Annotated in this window: 26 protein-coding genes and 1 riboswitch; of the genes, 6 read left to right on the top strand and 20 right to left on the bottom strand. The window is 29.2% G+C overall.

Going from position 1 to position 22,568, the window contains the following annotated elements:
• Positions 1–89: 89 nt before the first annotated feature.
• The 4 genes from BN854_RS01290 to BN854_RS01275 are packed head-to-tail and all read right to left on the bottom strand — an operon-like array spanning position 90 to position 2,624.
• Entirely contained in the window at positions 90–1,265 is a 1,176-nt protein-coding gene (locus tag BN854_RS01290) for a DNA glycosylase AlkZ-like family protein (protein ID WP_026655491.1), read from the bottom strand.
• 15 nt (positions 1,266–1,280) lie between these two features.
• The gene (locus BN854_RS01285) at positions 1,281–1,511 is read right to left on the bottom strand and encodes a DUF2129 domain-containing protein (protein WP_045959678.1); all 231 of its coding nucleotides are present in this window, start codon (positions 1,509–1,511) and stop codon (positions 1,281–1,283) included.
• Positions 1,498–1,896, bottom strand: a complete 399-nt coding sequence (locus BN854_RS01280) for a YlbF/YmcA family competence regulator (protein WP_026655477.1) — start codon at positions 1,894–1,896, stop codon at positions 1,498–1,500. The genes BN854_RS01285 and BN854_RS01280 overlap by 14 nt, the downstream gene beginning before the upstream one ends.
• 32 nt (positions 1,897–1,928) lie before the next feature.
• The gene (locus tag BN854_RS01275; RefSeq protein WP_026655469.1) at positions 1,929–2,624 is read right to left on the bottom strand and encodes a pseudouridine synthase; all 696 of its coding nucleotides are present in this window, start codon (positions 2,622–2,624) and stop codon (positions 1,929–1,931) included.
• A gap of 42 nt (positions 2,625–2,666) precedes the next feature.
• Here BN854_RS01275 and def point away from each other — a divergent pair, with 42 nt between their 5' ends.
• Positions 2,667–3,236 carry a peptide deformylase gene (def, locus tag BN854_RS01270; RefSeq protein ID WP_026655462.1) on the top strand — a complete coding sequence of 190 codons (570 nt, stop codon included), beginning with the start codon at positions 2,667–2,669 and terminating at the stop codon, positions 3,234–3,236.
• Between the two features lie 27 nt (positions 3,237–3,263).
• Here the strand turns inward: def and BN854_RS01265 are convergent, their stop codons facing one another.
• The 3 genes from BN854_RS01265 to thiI are packed head-to-tail and all read right to left on the bottom strand — an operon-like array spanning position 3,264 to position 6,064.
• Positions 3,264–4,112 (bottom strand): sugar phosphate isomerase/epimerase family protein, encoded by an 849-nt coding sequence (locus BN854_RS01265; protein WP_026655453.1) that lies wholly within the window; start codon positions 4,110–4,112, stop codon positions 3,264–3,266.
• Positions 4,113–4,811: a TrmH family RNA methyltransferase gene (locus tag BN854_RS01260; RefSeq protein ID WP_026655446.1), complete on the bottom strand. Its 699-nt coding sequence runs from the start codon at positions 4,809–4,811 to the stop codon at positions 4,113–4,115.
• On the bottom strand, positions 4,808–6,064 hold the full coding sequence (gene thiI, locus BN854_RS01255; protein ID WP_026655439.1) for a tRNA uracil 4-sulfurtransferase ThiI: 1,257 nt from the start codon (positions 6,062–6,064) through the stop codon (positions 4,808–4,810). The genes BN854_RS01260 and thiI overlap by 4 nt, the downstream gene beginning before the upstream one ends.
• Positions 6,065–6,093: 29 nt before the next feature.
• Here thiI and BN854_RS01250 point away from each other — a divergent pair, with 29 nt between their 5' ends.
• The 3 genes from BN854_RS01250 (at position 6,094) to mgtA (ending at position 10,479) form a co-directional block, all read left to right on the top strand.
• Positions 6,094–6,576 carry a GAF domain-containing protein gene (locus tag BN854_RS01250; protein WP_045959676.1) on the top strand — a complete coding sequence of 161 codons (483 nt, stop codon included), beginning with the start codon at positions 6,094–6,096 and terminating at the stop codon, positions 6,574–6,576.
• Between the two features lie 208 nt (positions 6,577–6,784).
• Positions 6,785–7,381 carry a 30S ribosomal protein S4 gene (rpsD, locus tag BN854_RS01245; RefSeq protein ID WP_026655421.1) on the top strand — a complete coding sequence of 199 codons (597 nt, stop codon included), beginning with the start codon at positions 6,785–6,787 and terminating at the stop codon, positions 7,379–7,381.
• A 102-nt stretch (positions 7,382–7,483) separates the two neighbouring features.
• Positions 7,484–7,644, top strand: a riboswitch (M-box (ykoK) riboswitch).
• Between the two features lie 162 nt (positions 7,645–7,806).
• Positions 7,807–10,479, top strand: a complete 2,673-nt coding sequence (mgtA, locus tag BN854_RS01240; protein ID WP_026655414.1) for a magnesium-translocating P-type ATPase — start codon at positions 7,807–7,809, stop codon at positions 10,477–10,479.
• 55 nt (positions 10,480–10,534) lie between these two features.
• Here mgtA and BN854_RS01235 read toward each other — a convergent pair whose 3' ends face one another.
• From BN854_RS01235 to BN854_RS01200, 8 genes are all read right to left on the bottom strand, one after another.
• Entirely contained in the window at positions 10,535–10,837 is a 303-nt protein-coding gene (locus BN854_RS01235; protein WP_026655408.1) for a TfoX/Sxy family protein, read from the bottom strand.
• A 54-nt stretch (positions 10,838–10,891) separates the two neighbouring features.
• A complete protein-coding gene (gene tpiA / locus BN854_RS01230; RefSeq protein ID WP_026655402.1) occupies positions 10,892–11,659 on the bottom strand; it encodes a triose-phosphate isomerase in 768 nt (255 codons plus the stop codon).
• 5 nt (positions 11,660–11,664) lie between these two features.
• Positions 11,665–11,910 carry an HPr family phosphocarrier protein gene (locus tag BN854_RS01225; RefSeq protein ID WP_026655395.1) on the bottom strand — a complete coding sequence of 82 codons (246 nt, stop codon included), beginning with the start codon at positions 11,908–11,910 and terminating at the stop codon, positions 11,665–11,667.
• Positions 11,911–11,929: 19 nt separating this feature from the next.
• Entirely contained in the window at positions 11,930–12,472 is a 543-nt protein-coding gene (locus BN854_RS01220) for a helix-turn-helix domain-containing protein (protein WP_026655388.1), read from the bottom strand.
• A complete protein-coding gene (locus tag BN854_RS01215) occupies positions 12,472–13,668 on the bottom strand; it encodes a phosphoglycerate kinase (RefSeq protein WP_026655381.1) in 1,197 nt (398 codons plus the stop codon). Before BN854_RS01215 ends, BN854_RS01220 begins: the two co-directional genes overlap by 1 nt.
• Before the next feature lie 79 nt (positions 13,669–13,747).
• Positions 13,748–14,155: a competence protein ComK gene (locus BN854_RS01210; RefSeq protein WP_026655373.1), complete on the bottom strand. Its 408-nt coding sequence runs from the start codon at positions 14,153–14,155 to the stop codon at positions 13,748–13,750.
• 23 nt (positions 14,156–14,178) lie between these two features.
• The gene (locus BN854_RS01205) at positions 14,179–15,303 is read right to left on the bottom strand and encodes an ABC transporter ATP-binding protein (protein WP_026655366.1); all 1,125 of its coding nucleotides are present in this window, start codon (positions 15,301–15,303) and stop codon (positions 14,179–14,181) included.
• A 70-nt stretch (positions 15,304–15,373) separates the two neighbouring features.
• Positions 15,374–15,922: a PucR family transcriptional regulator gene (locus tag BN854_RS01200; RefSeq protein ID WP_026655358.1), complete on the bottom strand. Its 549-nt coding sequence runs from the start codon at positions 15,920–15,922 to the stop codon at positions 15,374–15,376.
• Positions 15,923–16,009: 87 nt separating this feature from the next.
• On the opposite strand from BN854_RS01200, the gene BN854_RS01195 reads away from it, so the two are divergent.
• Entirely contained in the window at positions 16,010–16,741 is a 732-nt protein-coding gene (locus BN854_RS01195) for a hypothetical protein (RefSeq protein ID WP_026655349.1), read from the top strand.
• 31 nt (positions 16,742–16,772) lie between these two features.
• Here BN854_RS01195 and sufB read toward each other — a convergent pair whose 3' ends face one another.
• From sufB to sufC, 5 genes are read right to left on the bottom strand one after another with little or no spacing between them, the layout of a single operon-like run.
• Positions 16,773–18,182 (bottom strand): Fe-S cluster assembly protein SufB, encoded by a 1,410-nt coding sequence (gene sufB, locus BN854_RS01190; RefSeq protein WP_026655342.1) that lies wholly within the window; start codon positions 18,180–18,182, stop codon positions 16,773–16,775.
• 2 nt (positions 18,183–18,184) lie between these two features.
• Positions 18,185–18,616, bottom strand: a complete 432-nt coding sequence (gene sufU / locus BN854_RS01185) for a Fe-S cluster assembly sulfur transfer protein SufU (RefSeq protein WP_026655334.1) — start codon at positions 18,614–18,616, stop codon at positions 18,185–18,187.
• Between the two features lie 9 nt (positions 18,617–18,625).
• On the bottom strand, positions 18,626–19,828 hold the full coding sequence (locus BN854_RS01180) for an aminotransferase class V-fold PLP-dependent enzyme (RefSeq protein ID WP_026655326.1): 1,203 nt from the start codon (positions 19,826–19,828) through the stop codon (positions 18,626–18,628).
• A 2-nt stretch (positions 19,829–19,830) separates the two neighbouring features.
• A complete protein-coding gene (locus BN854_RS01175; RefSeq protein WP_026655319.1) occupies positions 19,831–20,709 on the bottom strand; it encodes a SufD family Fe-S cluster assembly protein in 879 nt (292 codons plus the stop codon).
• Entirely contained in the window at positions 20,709–21,476 is a 768-nt protein-coding gene (sufC, locus tag BN854_RS01170; protein ID WP_026655311.1) for a Fe-S cluster assembly ATPase SufC, read from the bottom strand. Before sufC ends, BN854_RS01175 begins: the two co-directional genes overlap by 1 nt.
• 158 nt (positions 21,477–21,634) lie before the next feature.
• On the opposite strand from sufC, the gene BN854_RS01165 reads away from it, so the two are divergent.
• A complete protein-coding gene (locus BN854_RS01165; protein ID WP_026655304.1) occupies positions 21,635–22,561 on the top strand; it encodes a S1C family serine protease in 927 nt (308 codons plus the stop codon).
• Positions 22,562–22,568: the final 7 nt, after the last annotated feature.

Here is a 22,568-nt window from a genome sequence, read left to right as displayed (position 1 = left end):
TTCTTCACTCTCTTTCTATATTAATCCTCTACTATTTTACCATAATTTTGATTGCTGTCAAGTATTTTTTCTTAACAGCAGTCATTTTTTTATTCATTGTAAACATGAATGAGAAGATCTTTAAAATTAGTTTTGTCACAGTTATTAAACTTAGCAAAATCTTTTATTCTATTTTCAATTTTAGTTATGACACTTTTTTCTGGTTTATCGTCTTTATACCATATATTTTTAACATTAAGTTGTTTATTTTTTCTATCAACAACCATCTCAATTTGTCCTATAAACTGGGTCCCATATAAAATAGGCATGACATATGGCGCAAATTTTCTTTTTTCTTTAGTATGATATATTTCCCATTTGTACTCAAAATCAAAAACTTTCTTTATCAGTTTTCTATCCCAAATAAAATTATCTAATGGAGCTATAAATTCTACTCTAGGTTCTTTTAGTGTTATAGTTAGATATTTTATGTCTTCTGCTAAAATATAATAAGGTTCTTCTAATTCATTAATCTTAATTAGGACAAGTTCTTGTGCCTCTAATAATTCAGCTATATACTTTTTTCTTAACTCTGTTTTAAAATATAACCCTAAATAAGCATCAGATGTCTTTTCTGATAACATTCCAACAGCGGATATTCTTCGTTTAATTTGAAATTTATGAAAGGCTTCTTCTGTTTCAAAATAATGATTACCATTATCTAAATTGTTATATTTATCCATATCTGAAAAAAATCTTTTAGATCCTTTTCTGTGATGAACAATAGCTTCACCTTTAAAAAATAAATACTCTAAAATTGCTTTACCTAAGTTTTTATGTCTCCATAAATCAAAATGTGACTCTTTTTTAATTGCTAAGTCTTTTCCTTCAATGAATTCATTTGTCTTAAGCATATTTTTGACTATTTCAATTTCTGCTTCAAGTCCTAATAATTTATTTTCATATCTTTTGGCATGCATCTTTCTAATATAGCTCATTTTAGAAAAATCTGACATCAAGTAAATTGACATCATCTTATCCCAACCATCAATCAGCATTCTTTCGTTATATAATAATTCTTCTAGCATGCTTTTATCATAATTTTGTACTCTTGAAAATAAAACTAAATCTGGATTCTTTCCACAAATATCTATAGGATCAAATTGAATACATCCCGCTTGTGCTAAAAAATCTAAAACACCCGTTTTAGATGAATATTTGTGTTCATTAATAAGTCCTTGTTTGGCTAGTAAAAATAGCCTAGCTTCTTTTAATGTGATTTGCATTTTATGAGCTTACTTTTAAATATTAACTGTTTCATCAAAATATAAAGATTCTCTAATACCTTTAAATCCCTTAATATTTTTCAGATTCTTTAATAATTCTTTTTCACCCTTTGCAGTATCACAATAAATCACTGCATATTTTTGTCTTTTTGAAACATACACAAGGTGAATGTCCATGGTTGATAGTTTCTTAGGAACATCTTTTCCAAAAAAATCTATGATATATTGCATTCTACTTATTCGCATGACATCCGCCTCCTTTTTCTTTAAGTAATCCTAATTCATTAGGTTTTTTAATATAGTTTGAAACAATTTCAGTGATTTGTATAGTAAACTCATTCAGTGTTTTTTGAATTTCTTGTTCTAATTTAAAGTAATCTGTGACTTCTTGTTTTTCATATAATGCTTTTTTAGCAAATCCTAGTTTTTTCACTGTTTCTAAATAGTCCGGATGATATTTACCACCTTCGCTAAGAACAGTATAATACTTTTCTTTAGCTAGATTAAAGTCATCAACTAAGGGTTGGTATTTTACTTCAATTATTTTTAGTGCCTCTATTAATTTCTTATAATTATCACTATTTTTTATTTCATCAGAAATATCATAAGCTTTCATGAGATATTCAGTCATTCAATCACTTCCTATTTTATATTATATCATATTTAAAACAGTTCATTTCTAGTTATTTCTTTTGTTTCACCTAGTTTTAAGCTTCCTAATTTTAAATTACCTACTTGTATTCTAGTCAGTTTTTCTACTTTATAGCCTATCTTTTCAAACATCCTTTTAACTTGGTGAAATTTACCTTCTGTAATGCCTATCAAAACATCTTCATTTTCTTTTCTTACAAAAGTTGCTATTGCTTTATAAATCTCATTATTACCATCTTTAATCATCACACCATCTAAAAGTTCTGTTGTCAGTGTTTCATCGTATGCCTTATCTAATTTTACTTTATAAATTTTTTCTTTATTTTTAGATGGATGCGTAATTTCATGAACAAGTTTACTTTCAGTTACTAATATTAAAAGCCCTTCACTATCCCAATCAAGTCTTCCTGCAATTTTAAAGTCAAATCTTTTATATTTATCTTCTAATAAGTTTAGCACAGAAGGGTATTTTTCATCTATATTAGAAGATAAATATCCACTAGGCTTATTCATCATAAGATAAATGTTTTCTCTATAATATACCTCAGTACCATCAATAGTAACAATTGACCTTAATGGATCAAACTTTGTTTTGCCGTCTAAAACTCTATTTTGATTGATTTTTACTATCTTTTTTTTGATAAGTTCATTGACTTCTTTTCTACTGCCATATTTTAGTTGGCTTAAAAATTGATCTAATCGTTTCATATTTTTCTCCTTTGGTATATAATATATGTTGAGGTGTTTGATATGATTTTAATGAAAGATATTATTAAAGAAGGACATAAAACTTTAACTACTGTTGCTAAAGAAGTTAAGTTTCCAATGTCTTTAGAAGATAAAAAATTAGCTTTTGACTTATTACAATATGTTATAAACTCACAAAATGAAGATTTAGCAAAACAATATGGTTTAAGACCAGGCGTTGGGATTGCAGCCCCACAAGTGAATCAATCTAAAAGAATGTTTGCGATGCACTGCCAAGATTTTGATGGAAAACTTTACAGTTATGTAATGATTAATCCGGTTATAAAATCTTTTGATTCATCACTTACTTATTTACCAGGTGGTGAAGGTTGCTTAAGTGTTGATAGAGAAACAGAAGGATTAACTCCAAGATATACAAAAATTAATATTGAAGGTTTTCACTTTAATTTTAAAACTCAATTACCTGTTCCTATTAAATTAACTTTAGAAGGTTATCCTGCCATTGTTTTCCAACATGAATTTGATCATTTAAATGGTATTATGTTTACAACCAAATTATATCCTGAAATAAAGGGTGCTACTCCATTATTTGAAGCAGATGAAGAAGAATAAACAAAAACAGTCTAAGGCTGTTTTTTTTTATCCATTAAAGACTGTTTTTAATACTTTTATTTGATTTTTAAGTACTACTTCTAAATCAAGTGTTCCTAATTTTTTTTCTAAACTTTCTTTGTTTTTAAGTTCATTTTTATATTTTTTTGAAAACTTTTTGAAAAATCCAACTTTCTTTTCTTCAATAAGTTCAAATAAATTAGTATCTAACTCAACAATTCCTTGATACTTATCTCTAATAAAGCTTTTAAACACTTCTGCTAATTTTAAATTACCATAACCTATTAAAACCGGAACATTCTCTTTATTTAGATCAGCTATCTTTAAAACTTTAATATATGGTTTTAAAATTCTGTATGATGTAATAAGCGATTCATTATTTAAATATAAATGTTTTGTATCATACATCATAGAAATATCTTTTGTTTTAAACTGTTTTAACAAATAAACATACGTATTTGTTTTATTACCTAAACTAGGTTTGATCACTAAATTTAATTTATTCTTTCTAGTAATTGCAAGATAATCATTCAGTTTTTCAACAACAAACATATATTCATTGATAATATCTTTTACTCTAGGTATCTCAAAATAAATATTTTGTGCCTTAATTTCTTTAGCAATTGCTGCTTTTTCTGCAAAGAAAGATAAAGCTTCTAGATGTTGTTGTTCATCATATAAATCATATGGTTTTAACTCAGAGTCAAAATTAACAACTTTCAGTCCTGTTTCTTTTATCGCTTGTTTCAGTAGTTTTTCATCTTCTACTTTAGAACTTCTAATTGAAATTTGACCTAATTCCATGCTTTTTACTAACTCAAATTGTTGTTTAATATCTAATTGGGTATAGTCTGCATAAGTTGTTATAATACTCATTTAATCCCTCCATTGATACATTAATATGCTTCCTGCAACACTAACATTTAGGCTTTCTACTGTTTTAGTTTCAATATGAACTGGATAATCAGAAATTTCTTTAACTTCTTGTGAAATTCCATTGCCTTCATTTCCTAAAATAAGTGCTTTTTTTACTATATTTTCTTCATTTATTTTTTTCTCATGAGCATCTGCATATAATATAGTATAGCCCTTTTGTTTTAAATTTTCAATAAAGCTTAAAATATTACCACGTTCAACATAAACATCAAAAATGGAACCTTGGCTTGCTCTAATTGTTTTTTCATTATAGATATCAGCTGACTTATGACTTAAAAAAACATGATCAAATCCAAATGCTGACGCACTTCTTAAAAGAGCTCCTACATTTGCTGGGTCTTGTACTTCTTCTAAGATTAATACTTTATCTGATTCTATTTTTTTTATACTTTTTTTACAAAGTGCAAGATCTTCAAAAACAGTTTCTGTTTGATTTAATTCAAGCATTAACTCTTTTGAAATAAGTGTTCCTTCATGTGCCTCATTTGTTGTATATATTTCTATTACTGAGTTACTATCTTTAGCTTTTTGTATTAAATGAGGCCCGTATACTAAAAATTCATCATATAGGTCACGATACTTTTTAGTTTTTAATTTCTTCATTTTTTTAAATATTTTATTATCTTTAGATTCTATCAAAGCATGCCACCTTCTTCTTTGTAAGCCTTAATTGCATCTGTCACTTCAAATCCATGTTCATAAATAACAAAATCAGTATCTGGATTAATTCTTAAAGTTTGAATATTTTTTAATGCTTCTTCTAATAAAGGTTCATAATCAAACTTAGATTCTTCTTTTAAAGCATCTTCTACTGTTGGTCTAATAATAGGGTTTTTCGGTACATAAACTGTACAACAATCATTAAATGCTCTAATAGAAATATCATAAGACTCAATATCTTTTGATATTTTAATAATTTCTTGTTTATCATTTGTAATAAGCGGTCTAAGGATTGGAATATTTGTAACATTTTCTACTGTTTTAATACTTTGTAAAGTTTGACTTGCCACTTGTCCAACGGATTCTCCATTAATAATACATAAAATATCTTTAAGATTAGCATATCTTTCCGCAAGTCTATACATCATTCTTCTCATAATATTAATAATATAAGGATCAGATACATTTTTCAAAATAGCTTCATGAGTTTCTCTAAAAGGAACTAAGTGTAATTTAATAGTTGTATTTGGCATGTATCTACTTAAAACTTTAGCTAAATCTACTACTTTTTGAACTGATTCTAAAGGGGTTAATGGCGTTGACTCAAAATGGAATAATTCAATAGCAATTCCCTGTTTCATCGCTAAATATCCTGCCACAGGCGAATCAATTCCTCCACTTAACATCAGTAATCCTTTACCGCCTATTCCAACAGGGAAACCACCCATAGCTTTAAGAGTTTCCATATACAAATAGGTTGCTTCTTTTCTAACTTCTATATGAAGGGTTTTTTCAGGATTTTTAACATCTACTTTTAATAGATGATCAAAATTAGCTAAAAGGCGAGGAGCAATCTCTCTCGTAATTTCTTGACTTGTTAAAGGGTAAAGTTTATCAGCTCTTTTAGTTTCTATTTTAAATCTTACTTTTTCTTTAATATCTTTTTCTAATATTTTTTTAGCAGTTTCTAAAATATCGTCTAAATTATTAGTTGTTTGATATACAAAACTATATGATTGTATCCCTGATACATAAGATAATTGTTTCACTACTTGTTTTTCTATTTTTTCATCAAAATCAATATAGATTCTGTCATGTTGGAATAAAAATTTAACTTCCAGTTTTTTCATTTTTTCTTTTAAAAGACTTCTTACTTGTTTGATGAAAGTATGTTTATTTTTACCTTTTAATACTAAGTCACCAAATCTAATGAGAATTTTTTCGCTCTTCATGTTATCACCGCTTACTATTTTATCACATTATGCTATACTATTTACAGGTGATTGAATTGAAATATAAAACTTTATTAGCTTCTGCTAAAAATTTAATAGATAATGAGAAATATACGATTTCATTATTATCAAATGTTTCTGCATTTATTTTTGAAAGTATTGATACTTTAAACTGGGCTGGTTTTTATCTACATAAAGATAGCTTACTTATTTTAGGACCTTTTCAAGGAAAAGTTGCATGTAACATCATAGAACCTAAAAAAGGTGTTTGTGGCACTGCCCTAGATCTTAAAAAAACAATGGTTATACCAGATGTCCATCAGCATGATAATCATATTGCTTGTGATGCTAACAGCCAATCTGAAGTGGTCATTCCAATTATGATCAATGACTTTGTTTATGGTGTTTTAGATATTGATAGTCCTATTACAAATAGATTTGATGAAGATTTAGTTAAGTTTTTAGAAGAACTTGTCACATACATTGAAAAAGTCATTCCAAATCTAATATAAAACTTGTTTATAATTGACTTTTGATAAGTCTTAGTATAAAATATAGAGGTTGGTAAAAAGCAGGCGAAATAACATTGTTTAGAACATCCCTACTCTTTAAGGAGCTCTTAGTAATCCCTGACTGCTTGGGGAGGAAAAGGACATCGGGATATCTTACGATTAAACTTTTGCGTGTTTACCCTCAAATACTAAAAGGAGGTAAATTCATATGTCACGTTTTACAGGCTCAACTTGGAAAGTATCACGTCGTTTAAACTATTCAATCTCTGAAACAGGGAAAGAATTAAAAAAACGCCCATACGCACCAGGTCAACATGGACAACGCCGTTCAAAGATTAGTGATTATGGAGTTCAATTACAAGAAAAACAAAAAGTACGTTTTACTTATGGTGTTTCTGAAAAACAATTCCACAAAACTTTCGTTGAAGCAGGTAAATTAAATGGTATTCATGGTATTAATTTCTTAGTGTTCTTAGAATCACGTTTAGATAATATCGTATATCGTTTAGGTTTCGCTAAAACTCGCGCTCAAGCAAGACAATTAGTAAACCATGGTCACATTCTAGTTGATGGAAAGAAAGTTGATATCGCTTCTTATCGTTTAGCACCAGGTCAAAAGATTTCTTTAAGAGAATCTTCAAAAGACTTAAAAGTTGTTAAAGAAGCTTTAGAAGCTCAATTCGCTCATGCTGATTACGTAGCTTTAGATGCTAACTTAGTTGGTACTTACGCTAGATACCCAGAAAGAAACGAATTCTTACCAGAAATTAACGAACAATTAATCGTTGAATTCTACAGTAGATAATGATTTTAGAACCTATCATTTAATTATGATAGGTTTTTTTTATCTGTAAGTACTTCTATTTTCTTGACATACTTAACATAAAGTGTTAAAGTGATGTGTGTGAATCATTGCTGGTAGGTGAGGCTACTTTAAGGATACGGATTACTGCCGTCACTTTGTGGAGACAAAAAGTGTTTGGTTTGAAAAGTCTAAATCGGATCAAGGTTTAGAATAATGTAATTTCATTGCCTTATTGAGCTAAAACTTAAACATTGGCTTTTTAAACGATATTTAGTTTATTTTATGCCGTCAGCAATGACGGTATTTTTATTTTTAAAAAGGTAGGTGATAGTCTTGGACGTCAGTAGGTATACAGATTCAAATATTTTTATAAACACAGAGACTATCATAATAGTTCTCTTATTTTAAGCAAGGAGGCTTTACCAATGAAAAAAAGTAAAAACATTTTTAACTCAAATCTCTTTTTAGAAGAGATCAGTAATTTATCAATTACTGATACCCTTAATTCACTTGATACTCATATCAATGGTTTAACAAGTGATGATGCATCAAAATTTCAAGATGTATATGGCAATAATAAATTATCAAAAGACAAGAAACCTTCATTTATTAAAAGATTTATAGAAGCTTTTATTAATCCCTTTACAATTATTCTTTTTGTACTAGCAATCATTTCTTTTATTACAGATGTTATTTTAGAAACAGGAAATAATAAAGATTATATGACTGTCGGTATTATTTCATTAATGATTCTAACATCAGGTATTATGAGATTCATCCAAGAAACAAAATCATCCAATGCATCAGAAAAATTAAAAGATATGGTTGAAACCACTACAGGAGTTATGCGTGATAATACTTTAGTTGAAATCCCTTTAGATGAAGTAGTTAGAGGAGATATTGTTGTGTTATCAGCCGGTGATATTATTCCTGCTGATATTAAACTGTTAGAAACAAAAGATTTATTTATTAAACAAACATCTTTAACCGGTGAATCTTATCCTGTTGAAAAAATTGCATCTTCTAGTGAAAAGTTCAATAGTGTTCTTGAAGATAAAAGACTCGCCTTTATGGGAACCTCAGTTGTCTCTGGTTATGCTAAAGGGGTAGTGGTTGTAACAGGAGATCACACTTACTTAGGCAAAATTAATAAGAAAATGAATGAAAAACCTCAACCTACTAACTTTGATAAAGGTATTTCTTCTATTTCATGGCTCTTAATAAGATTTATGTTATTTATGGTTCCTGTTGTTTTTGTCATTAACGGACTAACAAAAGGCGATTATGCTGAAGCATTCTTATTTGCAGTTTCTATAGCAGTTGGATTAACACCTGAGATGTTACCAATGATTGTGACTACATCGTTATCTAAAGGTGCTGTCGAACTTTCTAAGAAAAAAATTATTGTTAAAAATTTAAATTCCATTCAAAATTTTGGTTCAATGGATATTTTATTTACTGATAAAACTGGAACGCTTACCCAAGATCTAGTTATCATTGAAGATCACCTTGATTTACATGGAAATACTGATGTCAGAGTGCTTAGACACGCTTACTTAAATAGTTTCTTTCAAACAGGGTTAAAAAACTTAATGGATAGATCAATTATAGAAAAAACAAATGAATTAAAAGAATCTCATCTTAGTCTTCAAAATTTAAACACTGAATTTACTAAAATAGATGAAATTCCCTTTGATTTTTCAAGAAGACGTATGAGTGTTATCATTAAAAATAGTGTTAATAAAAAACAAATGGTTACTAAAGGTGCCATAGAAGAAATACTAAGCATTTGTACTCATGCTGAAATAGATGGTACAGTTGTCCCTTTAACCAAAGAAAAAGAATCATTTATTTTAGATAAAGCCAATAGTTATAATAAAAAAGGGTACCGCGTAATCGGGGTTGCTCAAAAAACAAGTGAAAACTTTCCTTTAGAACTTTCTATTAAAGATGAATCTGACATGGTATTGATTGGTTTTTTAACTTTCTATGATCCACCAAAAGAAAGTGCCCAAAAAGCTATCTCTTCTCTAAATGATTATGGTGTTTCTGTTAAGGTTTTAACAGGAGATAACGAAATCGTTACTAAATCTATTGCAGAAAAGATAGGTATTCCTAATAAACATATTTTATTAGGTCAAGAAATCGATTTATTAGATGACGAAAATCTTTACAAAGAAGCAAAAGATACTTATATCTTTGCTAAACTTTCTCCTGAACAAAAATCTCGCATTGTAACAGTATTTATGAATCATCAACATGTTGTTGGTTTCATGGGCGATGGTATTAATGATGCCCCTGCAATGAAAACAGCAGATATTGGTATTTCAGTTGACTCTGGATCTGATATTGCAAAAGAATCTGCAGATATTATTCTATTAGAAAAAGATTTGGAAATTTTAAAAAATGGAATGATTGAAGGTAGAAAAACTTATGCTAATATGATGAAATATATTAAAATGACTACCTCATCTAATTTCGGGAATATGTTTAGCGTACTTATCGCTAGTGCATTCTTACCATTTTTACCAATGCTAGCGATTCATTTACTTTTCTTAAACCTTATCTATGATATTGCATGTATCGCATTACCATTTGATAATGTTGATGAAGATTACCTTAAAAAACCTAAAAATTGGGATACAAAGAGTGTAAGAAACTTTATGTTCTTCTTTGGCCCTATATCATCTGTTTTTGATATTCTAACATTTATCTTTATGTTCTTTGTCATTGGGCCTATTTTATTCGGTACTTCTTATTTTAATTTAAATGATACCCTTAAATTAGAGTTTGCTAGCACTTTTCAAACTGGTTGGTTTGTCTTATCTATGTGGACTCAAACTTTAATTATTTTCATCATCAGAACTAACAAAAGATTATTCAAAGGCAGTTTAGCTTCAAAAAGTCTATACTTACTAACCTTACTAGGTATAGTGATTGTTACTAGTATACCATTTACTGTTATTGGCACTCATCTAGATTTAGTTAGTCTTCCATGGTATTTCTTTATTCTACTATTTTCAATTGTGATAATTTATTTAAGTACTGTCTCTTTTATGAAACATTTATTTATAAAAAAATATGGAGATTTATTATAAGACTTAAACAAAAAAATGAATTTATTTTAAAACCTAATTAAAGGTTCTAGTAAATTCATTTTTTCTTTTCTTTAGTATTTAACTCTAAGATATCAATAATTTTATGGCTAAGTTCCCTATCTTCTATATCTAAAATGTAATGTTCTTTAGCACCATTATATGGATAGCCAGTATCTAGGTTCTGTGTATAGTCTTTAATACTTTCATGCATTTTAACAAACACTGTATTATCACAAACTAATAAAATAGGTTTATCATTAATATAAATCATGTATTCACCGAACATTTTTTTATATCTATAATCATATCCCTTTAAATATTCACATACAAATTCTATATAAGATAAATCTGTTGCCATAACAATCTCCTTTTATAATTAAAAGAATAGCATAAAGCTATTCTTTAAGTTATTTTATTTTTTAATTTTTTCTGCAACTTGTGTAAAGAATATAAAATTTTCAGGATCTAGAGCAGCTCCTCCAATAAGGGCACCATCGATTTCTTTTTCTTTTAATATCTCTTCAATGTTAGAAGGCTTTACAGATCCTCCATAAATGATTCTAACTTCTTCTGAAAGTTCTTTAGAGTATAAAGAAGCTATTTTTTCCCTAATATGAGTAATCACTCCACTAGCCTCTTTTGCCGTAGCGTTTTTACCTGTTCCAATTGCCCATCTTGGCTCATATGCAACAATCAATTTAGGAATATATTCTTTATCTACATTTATTAAAGCTTTTTCAACTTGATGATTAACAAATTCTTGAGTTCTTTTTTCTTCTTTGATTTCTAATGTTTCTCCTACACAGAGTATAGGAATTAAATCATTTCTGAAAGCAGAAATCAGTTTTAAATTAACCGTTTCTGAAACTTCATTGTAATAAATTCTTCTTTCGCTATGCCCAACAAGGACATATTCAGCACCCGCTGTTTTTACATGCATTGGTGAATTCTCTCCAGTAAATGCGCCTTCATCTGCATAATGCATATTTTGTGCACCAATACGTAAATTTTCTCCTTCACGTTTCACTAATAAATTTAGGAAAACTGCAGGTGGAAACACGATTGACTCAACAACTTCATTACTTGGGACAGCTTGGTTTACTTTAAAGATGAATTCTAAAGCTTCATCTTTTGATTTATACATTTTCCAATTTGCTGCTATAACAGGGACTCTTTTCATATCAATTACCCTAAAATAGACGCAATATCTTTAATAGCTTGTTCTGCGTGTGGACCAGTGGCTACTATTTTAACGTTTTCTCCTTTAGGTACAGCAAGGGACATGAGGCCTAGGATTGACTTTAAATCTACTGTTTTATCTTTGTAGTATAACTTAATATCTACAGCGTATTTAGATGCTGTTTGTACTACTTTAGCTGCTAGGCTTGCGTGAAGTCCTGCAGTACTTCCAATAATAATTTCTTTTTCCATTCTCTGACACTCTCCTTATTTAGAACATTGGGGGTGTACTAATCCATAATACTTTAGCATTTTGACTACCTAAATTGATAAGATAGTGTTCTTTGTTTGCTAAGTAATAGAACGTTTCACCTTTTTTAACTACATATCTTGTCTTATTTAAAACTAATACTATTTGACCTTCTAAAACGTAACCAAATTCTTCTCCTGGATGTGGATCATCTATTTCGGATTGTCCACCAGGTTTTATTTCAATCATAATTGGTTCCATTTCATATTTTAAAGCATTGGGAACTATCCAACTAATTGTGTGACTTAATTCTTCGTTTTCTTTTTCATAAAAGTCTTCTTTAGTATGAACTGGTTCAAAATCTTCTTCAACTTTTCCAAAAAATTCATGAACTGGTGTTCCTAATACTTCTAAAATTGCGAATAATGTTTGGATGGATGGCGATGTAAGGTTATTTTCTAATTGCGAAATATATCCTTTTGTAAGTTCTACTCTATTGGCTAACTCTTCTTGTGTTAAGTTATTGCCTAATCGTAAAGCTCTTATTTTTTTACCAATATCCATTATTTATCTTCTACGCACTCAATTCCAGGTAGTGCTTTTCCTTCTAAATATTCTAATGATGCTCCACCACCAGTTGAGATATGACTAAACTCTGATTCTAAACCAAATTTAGCTACTGCTGCTGCTGAATCTCCACCACCAATAATAGTTACTGCATTACCTTTACGTTTACCAATAGCTAATGCTATTTCTTTTGTTCCGTTAGCAAATTGTTCAAATTCGAAAACTCCAAGAGGTCCATTCCAAACAACTGTTTTTGCATCTTTAATATATGATTTAAATATTTCAATAGTTTTAGGTCCAATATCTAATCCCATTTGATCTTTAGGAATAGCTGTAAAATCATAAATTGATTTTGTAGCATCTGCACTAAATTCTTTAGCACATGCAACATCAGATCCTAAAATAATTTTACCATTAGCTAATGTTAATAATTCTTTAGCAAGATCTAACTTATCTTCTTCTACTAAGCTCTTACCAATTTCTAATCCTTGGGCTTTTAAGAATGTAAATGCCATTCCTCCACCAATTAAAATATGATCAGCAACTTTTAATAGATTCTTAATAACTTCAATTTTATCTGAAACTTTCGCTCCACCTAAAACAGCTACGAAAGGTCTTTCTGGGTTTGCTAGTGTTCCACCAATAAAGTTGATTTCTTTTTCTAATAGTAATCCAGCAACTGTTTGTTTAATGTTTGTTGCAATCCCTACATTTGAAGCATGAGCTCTGTGAGCTGTCCCAAATGCATCATTGATAAATACATCGCCTAAACTTGCCCAGTATTTACCAAGTTCAGCATCATTCTTGCTTTCTTTTTTGCCATCTAAATCTTCAAATCTAGTATTTTCAAACATTAGTACTTCTTTAGATTTTAAATTATTGATTGCAGTTTCTAAAGCTTTACCTCTTGTTTCAGGAATAAATGTAACTGGTTGTCCAAGTAATTCAGCTAATCTTTCTGAAACAACTTTTAAACTGTTTTTTGCTTTGTCAGCTTCTTCTTTAATACGTCCTAGATGTGAAAATAAGATTAATTTACCACCTTGTTCTAAGGCATATTTAATTGTTGGTAAAGCGGCAACAATTCTAGTATCATCAGTAATAACTCCATCTTTTAATGGAACATTAAAATCTACTCTGATTAAAACTTTCTTGTCTTTTAATTCTACGTCACGCAATGTCTTTTTACCCATTTTATTCCTCCTAAAAATCGGTGTTCTTCTACTAATTATTATAACATTATTTTTAATGTATTGCTATATCTAGATTGATTTAGTCTATTTTGTCAGAAAGTTTATATGCAATAATTTTATTTATTTTTTCTATTTGGCGTTGATATTGACACTTTGTCATTTGTATTCTAAGTATTTGTTGGCTAAAAAAGGTAAAAAGTATAGTTTTTTCGTAAAAATCCACAGTTTTTATTGTTTGATAGTTAATCCATATATTTTCGTAATTTCTATAGCCTGATGTCGAAAATAAGATAATTTTCGAATTAATATATAAAGGTATTTTATACTTCATATTTAAAATATTAGAAACAGCCTTAAGGTATCCTTCATATGTAAATAATTGCTTTTCACACAACTTTTTAACATATGTTAACTGTGTAACAGGATACTCTTTATTATTTTTATCAAAAACTTTACAACCTTTATGAGTATTTATAATATAGTCCATCATTATATAATAAAAAAGAAGGCTTATTTGCCTTCTTTAAGTGTTAATACATGTTCAGTTGTTGGATTGAAGAAATGGCTTTTATTCATATCTAAAGCAAATTTCATTGTGTCTCCAATTTTAATATCTTTAGCTCCAATACTTGCGCAAATATCAGAACCACCCACATTAAAGAATACGTTAGTTTCTGATCCAAGTAATTCTGATAAATTAACTTTAGCAGAAATAATAGCTCCTGGATAAGTTTCTAATACTACTTCTTCATCATGGATATCTTCTGGTCTGATACCTAATACTACTTCTTTATTAAGGAAGTCATTATCTTTTAAGATTTGTAGTTTTCCTTCAGGAACATTAATTTCAGCACCTTCTGCTTTAAATACACCTTTATCATCTACAATACCTTTAATAAAGTTCATTGGTGGAGTTCCCATGAATCCTGCAACGAACATATTTACTGGATGATCATAAATATTCTTAGGCACGTCTACTTGTTGAATATAACCATCTTTCATAACAACAATTCTATCAGCCATTGTCATCGCTTCGATTTGGTCATGTGTTACATAGATTGCAGTTGTATTGAATTTATCAGCAATCGATTTATGAATTCTACTTAATTCTGTTCTCATGTGTACTCGTAATTTAGCATCTAGGTTTGAAAGTGGTTCGTCAAGTAAGAATACTTTAGCTTCACGCACAATTGCACGGCCTAAGGCAACACGTTGTCTTTGTCCACCTGATAAAGCTTTAGGTTTACGTTCAAGGTATGGAGTTAATCCTAAAATTTCAGCTGCTTCATGAACTCTTCTATCAATTTCTTCTTTAGGGAATTTACGTAATTTTAAACCATATCCCATGTTATCAAATACTGTCATATGTGGGTATAAGGCATAACTTTGGAAAACCATTGCAATATCTCTATCTTTTGGCGCTTTATCATTTACTAATTCACCGTCAATAAAGAATTCTCCTGCGCTAATTTCTTCTAGTCCAGCAATCATACGTAATGTTGTTGATTTACCACAACCTGAAGGTCCTACTAAAACGATAAATTCTTTATCATTCATTTCTAAGTTAAAATCAAATACAGCTTGTACGCCGTTTGGATATATTTTATTAATATTGTTTAATTGTAATTTAGCCATTATATTTCTCCTTTTTTGTAATCGCTTTTATTGTATCAAAACTAAAGGCAAATCGCTATGTGCAAATTGCCTATATTTCAGGTATTAGGTAGTATGAACAAATAAATGCATCCTCAAATTTTTTAAGATCATAATTGGTATCTCTTTTAAATTTTTCTAATCTTTGAATCAAAGTGTTTCTATGAAGATACATCTTTTCAGCAGTTTTTGAAACATTCATGTTGTTTTCTAGAAAAGCCTTAATTGTTTCTAATATTTCATGGTTTAATTTATATTTTTTAAACGGATGAAACTCTGAGATGATATTATTTTTTATAACATATTGAGCTATTTTTTTTTCATCATAAACAGTTCTTTTATACACCTTTTTGGGCAAGATACTTCTAATTAATTCAATATCTTCATCATCATTTCCAATATAACCAATAAAGTTAATCATTAAATCATTATACAAGTTGTTTAATCCTTCTTTAATATGTTCTTTAGTTTCTTTAGTATGAATGATCCAGTCTGATCCTATATTGAGACAATCAATTGTTAAAAAAAGATCTTTAGCAATTGAAAAGATATTCATATCATGAGTAGTGTTTGATTCAATTCTTAATATAATTAGACTCATGTTATCAACTACCTTTCTTTACGTAATATTATAGCATAATAAATAAACTATTTTATGTTATAATATCTACTAACAAAGAGGTGTTTTATGAAAAAGCTAAGAAATAAACAAAATCTATATTTTGTCTTGACCATTTTAACTTTTATTTTAATCATAGTTGGTTCTATCTTAAGTTTTTCTTTTGATTTATCATTTGATTCTAGTCTAATGATTATGTCTGCTGTTTTATTTATTGGTTTGATTCTTATTATTTACTTTAAATCAAAATTAGACTTTTATAATGACAATTATAAATATCAAAAACTAATCAGTCATCGCATTTTGCCGTTTAAGACTAAGACAAATGTTTTTTCAGATGATTGGTACAAAAAAATCAAAAGTGAAGGTTTCAATAGTTTTAGATCCTATGAAAAATTTGAAGTCTATTATAAATTTGATTTTGTCTCTTATAAAAGTAAGAAACAAAAAGCGGCAGTTTTCTTAATCTTAATTAAAGATAATGACTTATCTTTTGATTCACAAAAAATAGTTACTACCATCCATGAATTTGAAGATGCTTTTAGAAAAAAAGAAAAGTTTTTACACCATATTGTATTACAGTATAAAGTTACAGAAGATTCTTTATCATCTAGCGATCTTAATGAAACCCTTGGTATTAACTTTATGACTCAAGGCAAAAGAAATCATTTAGTTGTGATTAATTGTTACTATAGTAGAAAAGATTCTGAATTTATATTCTTATACAGTCCTAACTTTTCTCCTAATCACTACTATACTTATGCTTCAAATATTATCTTAAGTTTAATCAAATATAAATAAAAGGATCCTTTTTAAAAGGACCCTTATTTTTTTATCCAATTGAACCTTCCATTTCAAGTTTAATTAGTTGGTTTAATTCAACTGCATATTCCATTGGAAGTTCTTTAGCAAATGGTTCTATAAAGCCCATTACAATCATTTCTGTTGCTTGTTCTTGTGTTAACCCTCTGCTCATTAAATAGAACAATTGTTCTTCTGATATTTTAGATACTGTTGCCTCATGTTGTAAGAAAACATCACTATTTCTAACAACATTAATAGGAATTGTATCACTTGTAGAAAAATCATCTAAAATAATGGTATCACATTCTATATTAGCTCTAGCGCCTTTAGCATTTTTACCAAAGTGAACTTTACCTCTATAGTTTACTGCTCCACCAGCACGACTGATTGATTTAGAAACAATACTTGATGTGGTATTTGGAGCTAAGTGAATCATTTTAGCCCCTGCATCTTGCCATTGGTTCTTACCAGCAAAGGCAATAGAAATTGTAGTACCCTTAGCTCTTTCACCTAATAGAATACATGATGGATATTTCATATTCACTCTTGATCCTATGTTTCCATCAATCCATTCCATATGTCCATTTTCATAAACAAAGGCTCTTTTAGTTACTAAGTTTAATACATTATCTGACCAGTTTTGAATAGTCGTATAACGACATGTTGCGTCTTTTTCAACAATAATTTCAACAATTGCCGCATGTAAACTGTCGTTTGAGTAAACAGGCGCTGTACAACCTTCTACATAATTAACATGCGCACCTTCGTCTACTACAATTAATGTTCTTTCAAATTGGCCCATTTGGTCTGAGTTAATTCTAAAATATGACTGTAGTGGTTTAGGCACTTTAACACCTTTTGGCACATATATAAATGAACCACCACTCCATACAGCACTATTTAATGCAGCATACTTATTATCATCAAATGGTACAACTGTAGCAAAATACTTTTTAAACAATTCAGGGTACTCTCTTAATGCAGTATCAGTATCTACATAGATTACTCCTAAATCATCTAATTCTTTTTGTGTATTATGATAAACAACTTCTGATTCAAATTGTGTAGAAACCCCTGATAAGTAGTTTCTTTCAGCTTCTGGAATACCCAGTTTTTCAAATGTTTGTTTGATTTTCTCTGGCACTTCATCCCAATTTGTTTCAGCTCTGTCACTTGGTTTAATATAATATGTAAAATCTTGGAAGTCGATAAATGATAAATCTGGCCCCCATGATGGATTCTTTATTTCTAAGAATTTTTGATAACTTTTAAGTCTAAAGTCTGTCATCCATTCTGGTTCTTTTTTAATTTCACTAATTTGTCTAACAATTTTTTCATTGATACCTTTTCCAGTATCTAAAACTGGTTTACTATCTGTAATAAACCCAAATTGGTAGTCACCAACAATTTGGTCTATTTTTTTTTTATTGTCATCCATTTTTACTCCTCCTTCTTATTTAATCCTTGTTCTACTGCTTTCCATGAAAGTGTAGCACACTTAATTCTAGCTGGAAATTGAGAGACACCTTGATATACAATAGCGTCTCCTTCTAAAATATTTTCATTATATGGTTTTGCTTGTACCATTTCAAAAAACTCATGTATAATTTCTAACGCTTCTTTTACTGTTTTTCCTTTAAGAGTAACTGACATAACACTTCCGGATGAGCAACAAATAGAACACCCAGTTCCTTGATGTCTCACATCAGTAATGACCTTATCTTCTATTTTTAATTGTACTGTCATATCATCACCACACGAAGGGTTATTCATATGGATAGTTAAATAATTAGCATCATTTACTAAGCCTTTATTTTGTGGATTTTTGTAATGATCCATAATCACTTGACGATATAAATTTTGAATGTCCATAATTACTCCTTAAAATTGGTTAAAAAAATCTCTTGCCTTAATCACTGCATCTACTAACTTATCACAATCTTCATATGTATTATAAATAGCAAATGAAGCTCTTAATGTTGAGGGTTGATTTAATGCTTTTGATACTAATTGAGCACAATGATGACCTGCTCTTACACAGACATTATATTGGTCTAGAATGCTTGCTACATCATGTGGATGCACATCATTAATATTAAAGGCAATAATGGCATGATCTGCTTTCTGGTTAAAAATGTTTACACCTTTAATTTTGCTCATTTTTTCTAATGTATATTGGTGTAGTTTTTCTTCATGCTCCATAATTGTTTTAAACCCTATTTCATTGATTAATGAAACAGCTTCATTTAATGCAATTACATCTGCAACATCAGGTGTTCCTGCTTCAAACTTATAAGGTGGAACTTTCCAAGTTGCATTTTCTTTATTTGTTAGATGAACCATTTCTCCACCAAATTCAACTGGTGGCATTTTTTCTAGTAATTCATACTTACCATAAAGTACACCTACACCATTTGGTCCATACATTTTATGGCTTGAAAAAGCCATAAAGTCTACATTTAAATCTTTAACATCAATTGGCATATGACTAATTGATTGGGCAGCATCTAAAATAACAATTGCATTTTTTTGATGAGCTAAAAAAGCTATTTCCTTAATTGGAGTTTCATATCCTAAAACATTTGAAACGTGTGTTAAAGCAACTACCTTAGTTTTATCTGTTAATACCTTTTTAAAGTTTTCAACAGTTATTTTATGATCGCTATCAAGTGGTACATAAACAAGTTTAGCTTTTCTTTCTATTGCTACTTGTTGCCAAGGTAACATAGATGAATGATGTTCTAATTCTGATGTGATAATTTCATCGCCTTCATTGATAAAATTCTTATAACTTTCAGCAATGATATTTAAAGAATCCGTTGTCCCTTTAGTAAAGATAACTTCATTTTCCAAAGCATTAATAAAAGTAGCTAAATTCTTTCTTGTGAGTTCAAACGCATCAGTTGCTATACTTGCTAGTTTATATACCCCACGATGGATGTTTGATCCATTGTTAGCGTAATAATAAGTTAACGCATCTATCACTCTTTGAGGTTTTAAAGAAGATGCTGCACTATCTAAATAAACTATTTCTTTATTAATTTTAAAAATTGGAAATAAACTTTTTATTTTATCAATATTCATAATTAAATCCTTGAGTTAACTAACTCTACAAATCTTTCTTTTAATTCTTCATCATCAATTTCATTTATAACTGGTTGTAAGAACCCGTTTATAATAAGTTTTTCAGCATCTATTTTAGATAATCCTCTACTCATTAAATAATATAAAGATTCTTCTTCAAGTTTACCAACGGTTGCGGCATGACCTGCTTTAATATCATATTCATCAATAAGTAAAATAGGATTAACTTCTATAACTGCTTCATTTGAAGTAATGATTCCTTTTAAGGTTTGATAGACATTAGAATTTTTCATTCCTTTTTCTATTTTTTCAACACCATTTAAAATAACTCTACCTTTTTTATTGGCAATACCGATATTAGTCATATCCCCAAATGTATTAGGCGCTTGGTGTTTCATATACACATCTATATTTTGATCGTGTTCATCACTTGAAACTGCGATTGCTTTAATATTAACGCTAGCGCCTTTTCCGGCAACAGCCACGTCTAATTTAGCAGTTAAGACATTACTTACTAATCCTGCCAACAATTCTAGGTTAGTATCTTCTAATGCGATAAACTCATGATTTAGGGTTGCTTTAGTGCTCTTTAGAGCAGCAACTAATAAGTATTTAACTTTAGCGTTTTTAGCAGCTGTTAATTTGATTTTATAATCACTTTGAGTCATCGTATCATCTGTTACTTCTAAAATAATTTTAATTTCGCTACTTTCTCCAATCACAATTTCTAATTCATCATGATTGTCTTCTAATAATGTAATTTTAATTGGTTCGTGGTAAATGGTTTTACTAGGAATTGTTAATTTTTTATTTTCAAATTTGAATTCTTTAGGTAAGTTATTAGAAATAACTTGATGGTTTTTAATAACGATAGCTTCCATTATTCTTGACCTATTTCAAATTCTATTCCTAATTCTTCTTTTACCCATTCATATCCATTAGCATCAATTTTTTCAATTAATTCTTTTCCACCAGTTAATACAATCTTACCGTTGATCATAATATGTACGTGTGTTGGTTTAATGTAATCAAGAATTCTTTGGTAGTGAGTAATTAAGATACAGCCAAAGTCTTTACTAATCATATCATTTACATTTTCACCAACAATTTTTAAAGCGTCTATATCTAGACCTGAGTCTATTTCATCTAAAATAGCTATTTTGGGTTTAAGTGTTTTTAATTGTAGAATTTCGTTTCTTTTTCTTTCTCCACCAGAAAAACCTTCATTTAAATATCTATGTGGTAAGTCTTTACGCATTTTTAATTCTTCTGCATTTTTTTCATATTTTAAGATAAAGCTAATTAATGGAACATCTTTACCTGAAACTGATTTTAATGCTTGTCTCATAAAATCACTATTAGTTACCCCAGGTACTTCAGCTGGGTACTGCATTGCTAAAAAAAGACCTGCACGAGCTCTCTCGTCTACTTCCATTTCTAATAAATCATCATTATCTAAATGTGCAGTTCCTTCTGTGACTTCATATTTAGGGTGTCCCATTAAGGCACTTGCTAAGGTTGACTTACCAGTTCCGTTAGGTCCCATAATCGCATGGACTTCACCAGTATTAACAACAAGATTTACTCCTTTAAGGATTTCTTTGTTTTCTATTTTTACGTGTAAATCTTTTATTTCTAATTTTGACATGTTTTTTCCTCCTACAAAGTATCGTCTACTATTATAACATTTTTTTTACTTTAGGGCATTAAGGATGATGATTATAATTTGTTTTACTAATATTTAATTTTATTAAAGTTTTTTTAAGGTTTGTTTTGTATACTAGAATTATTAATTAGGAGGCATTTATGAAAACAATAAAAAAAATAAGCATTTTTATATTATCACTTGTACTAGTCCTTACTTTAGTTGGGTGCCAACAAGCTACACAAACCATTTCTACTGCATACGGTCTTGACAATTATCAAACAATTTCTGATAGAAATCTTAGTGACGAAGATTTAACCATTCTTTCAACAAATCGTATTATGAGTTCTACAGTTGAGATCACATCTAATTTTACTTTTTCATATTCACAAAGTTTTGGCGGTTTTTTTGAAGGTTCTAGAACCATTACGAACTCCGCTTCTTCTAAAGGAACAGCTTTTTTTATTAACAGCGATGGTTATTTGTTAACAAATGCACATGTTATCAGTTTAGAAAAATATGAATCTTTACCTGATTTTAAATATGTTGAAAGAAAAATATCCATCAACTTCGCAGAAAGTAGTTTAACTTTTAATGTTTCAATTATAGATTATGATCAAAAACTTGATTTGGCTCTATTAAAAATAGAAGACAATGCTTTAGAGAATATTCAATATCTAAAATTTTATAATTTAACAGACCCAGCACATAGCAGTTACAAGACTGAATCTGCCATTAAATTATTATATGGACAAAGTGTCTTAGTTGTAGGAAATGCCAATGGATACGGTATTTCTGTTACCAAAGGAATTGTTTCAGCACCTTTAAGATATTTTTCTGATAGTAATAATCAAAAAACAGAAGCAATCCAAATAGATGCCGCTGTTAACTCTGGAAATAGTGGTGGTCCTCTTTCTAATATGTATGGTGTAGTTATCGGGGTTGTAACATTTAAAGTAGTAACTGAGACAAGTGAATCACTAGGTTATGCTATTCCAGCTAATGTTGTGATTAACTATTTGAATTCATTAGAAAATAAAGTAACATTCCATACAACTAATACTTATAATGATAGTTATACTAACTAAATAATAT

The organism is Alteracholeplasma palmae J233 (genome assembly GCF_000968055.1).
GTDB lineage: Bacteria > Bacillota_I > Bacilli_A > Acholeplasmatales > Acholeplasmataceae > Alteracholeplasma > Alteracholeplasma palmae.
This window is presented reverse-complemented; position numbering and strand designations above follow the sequence as displayed.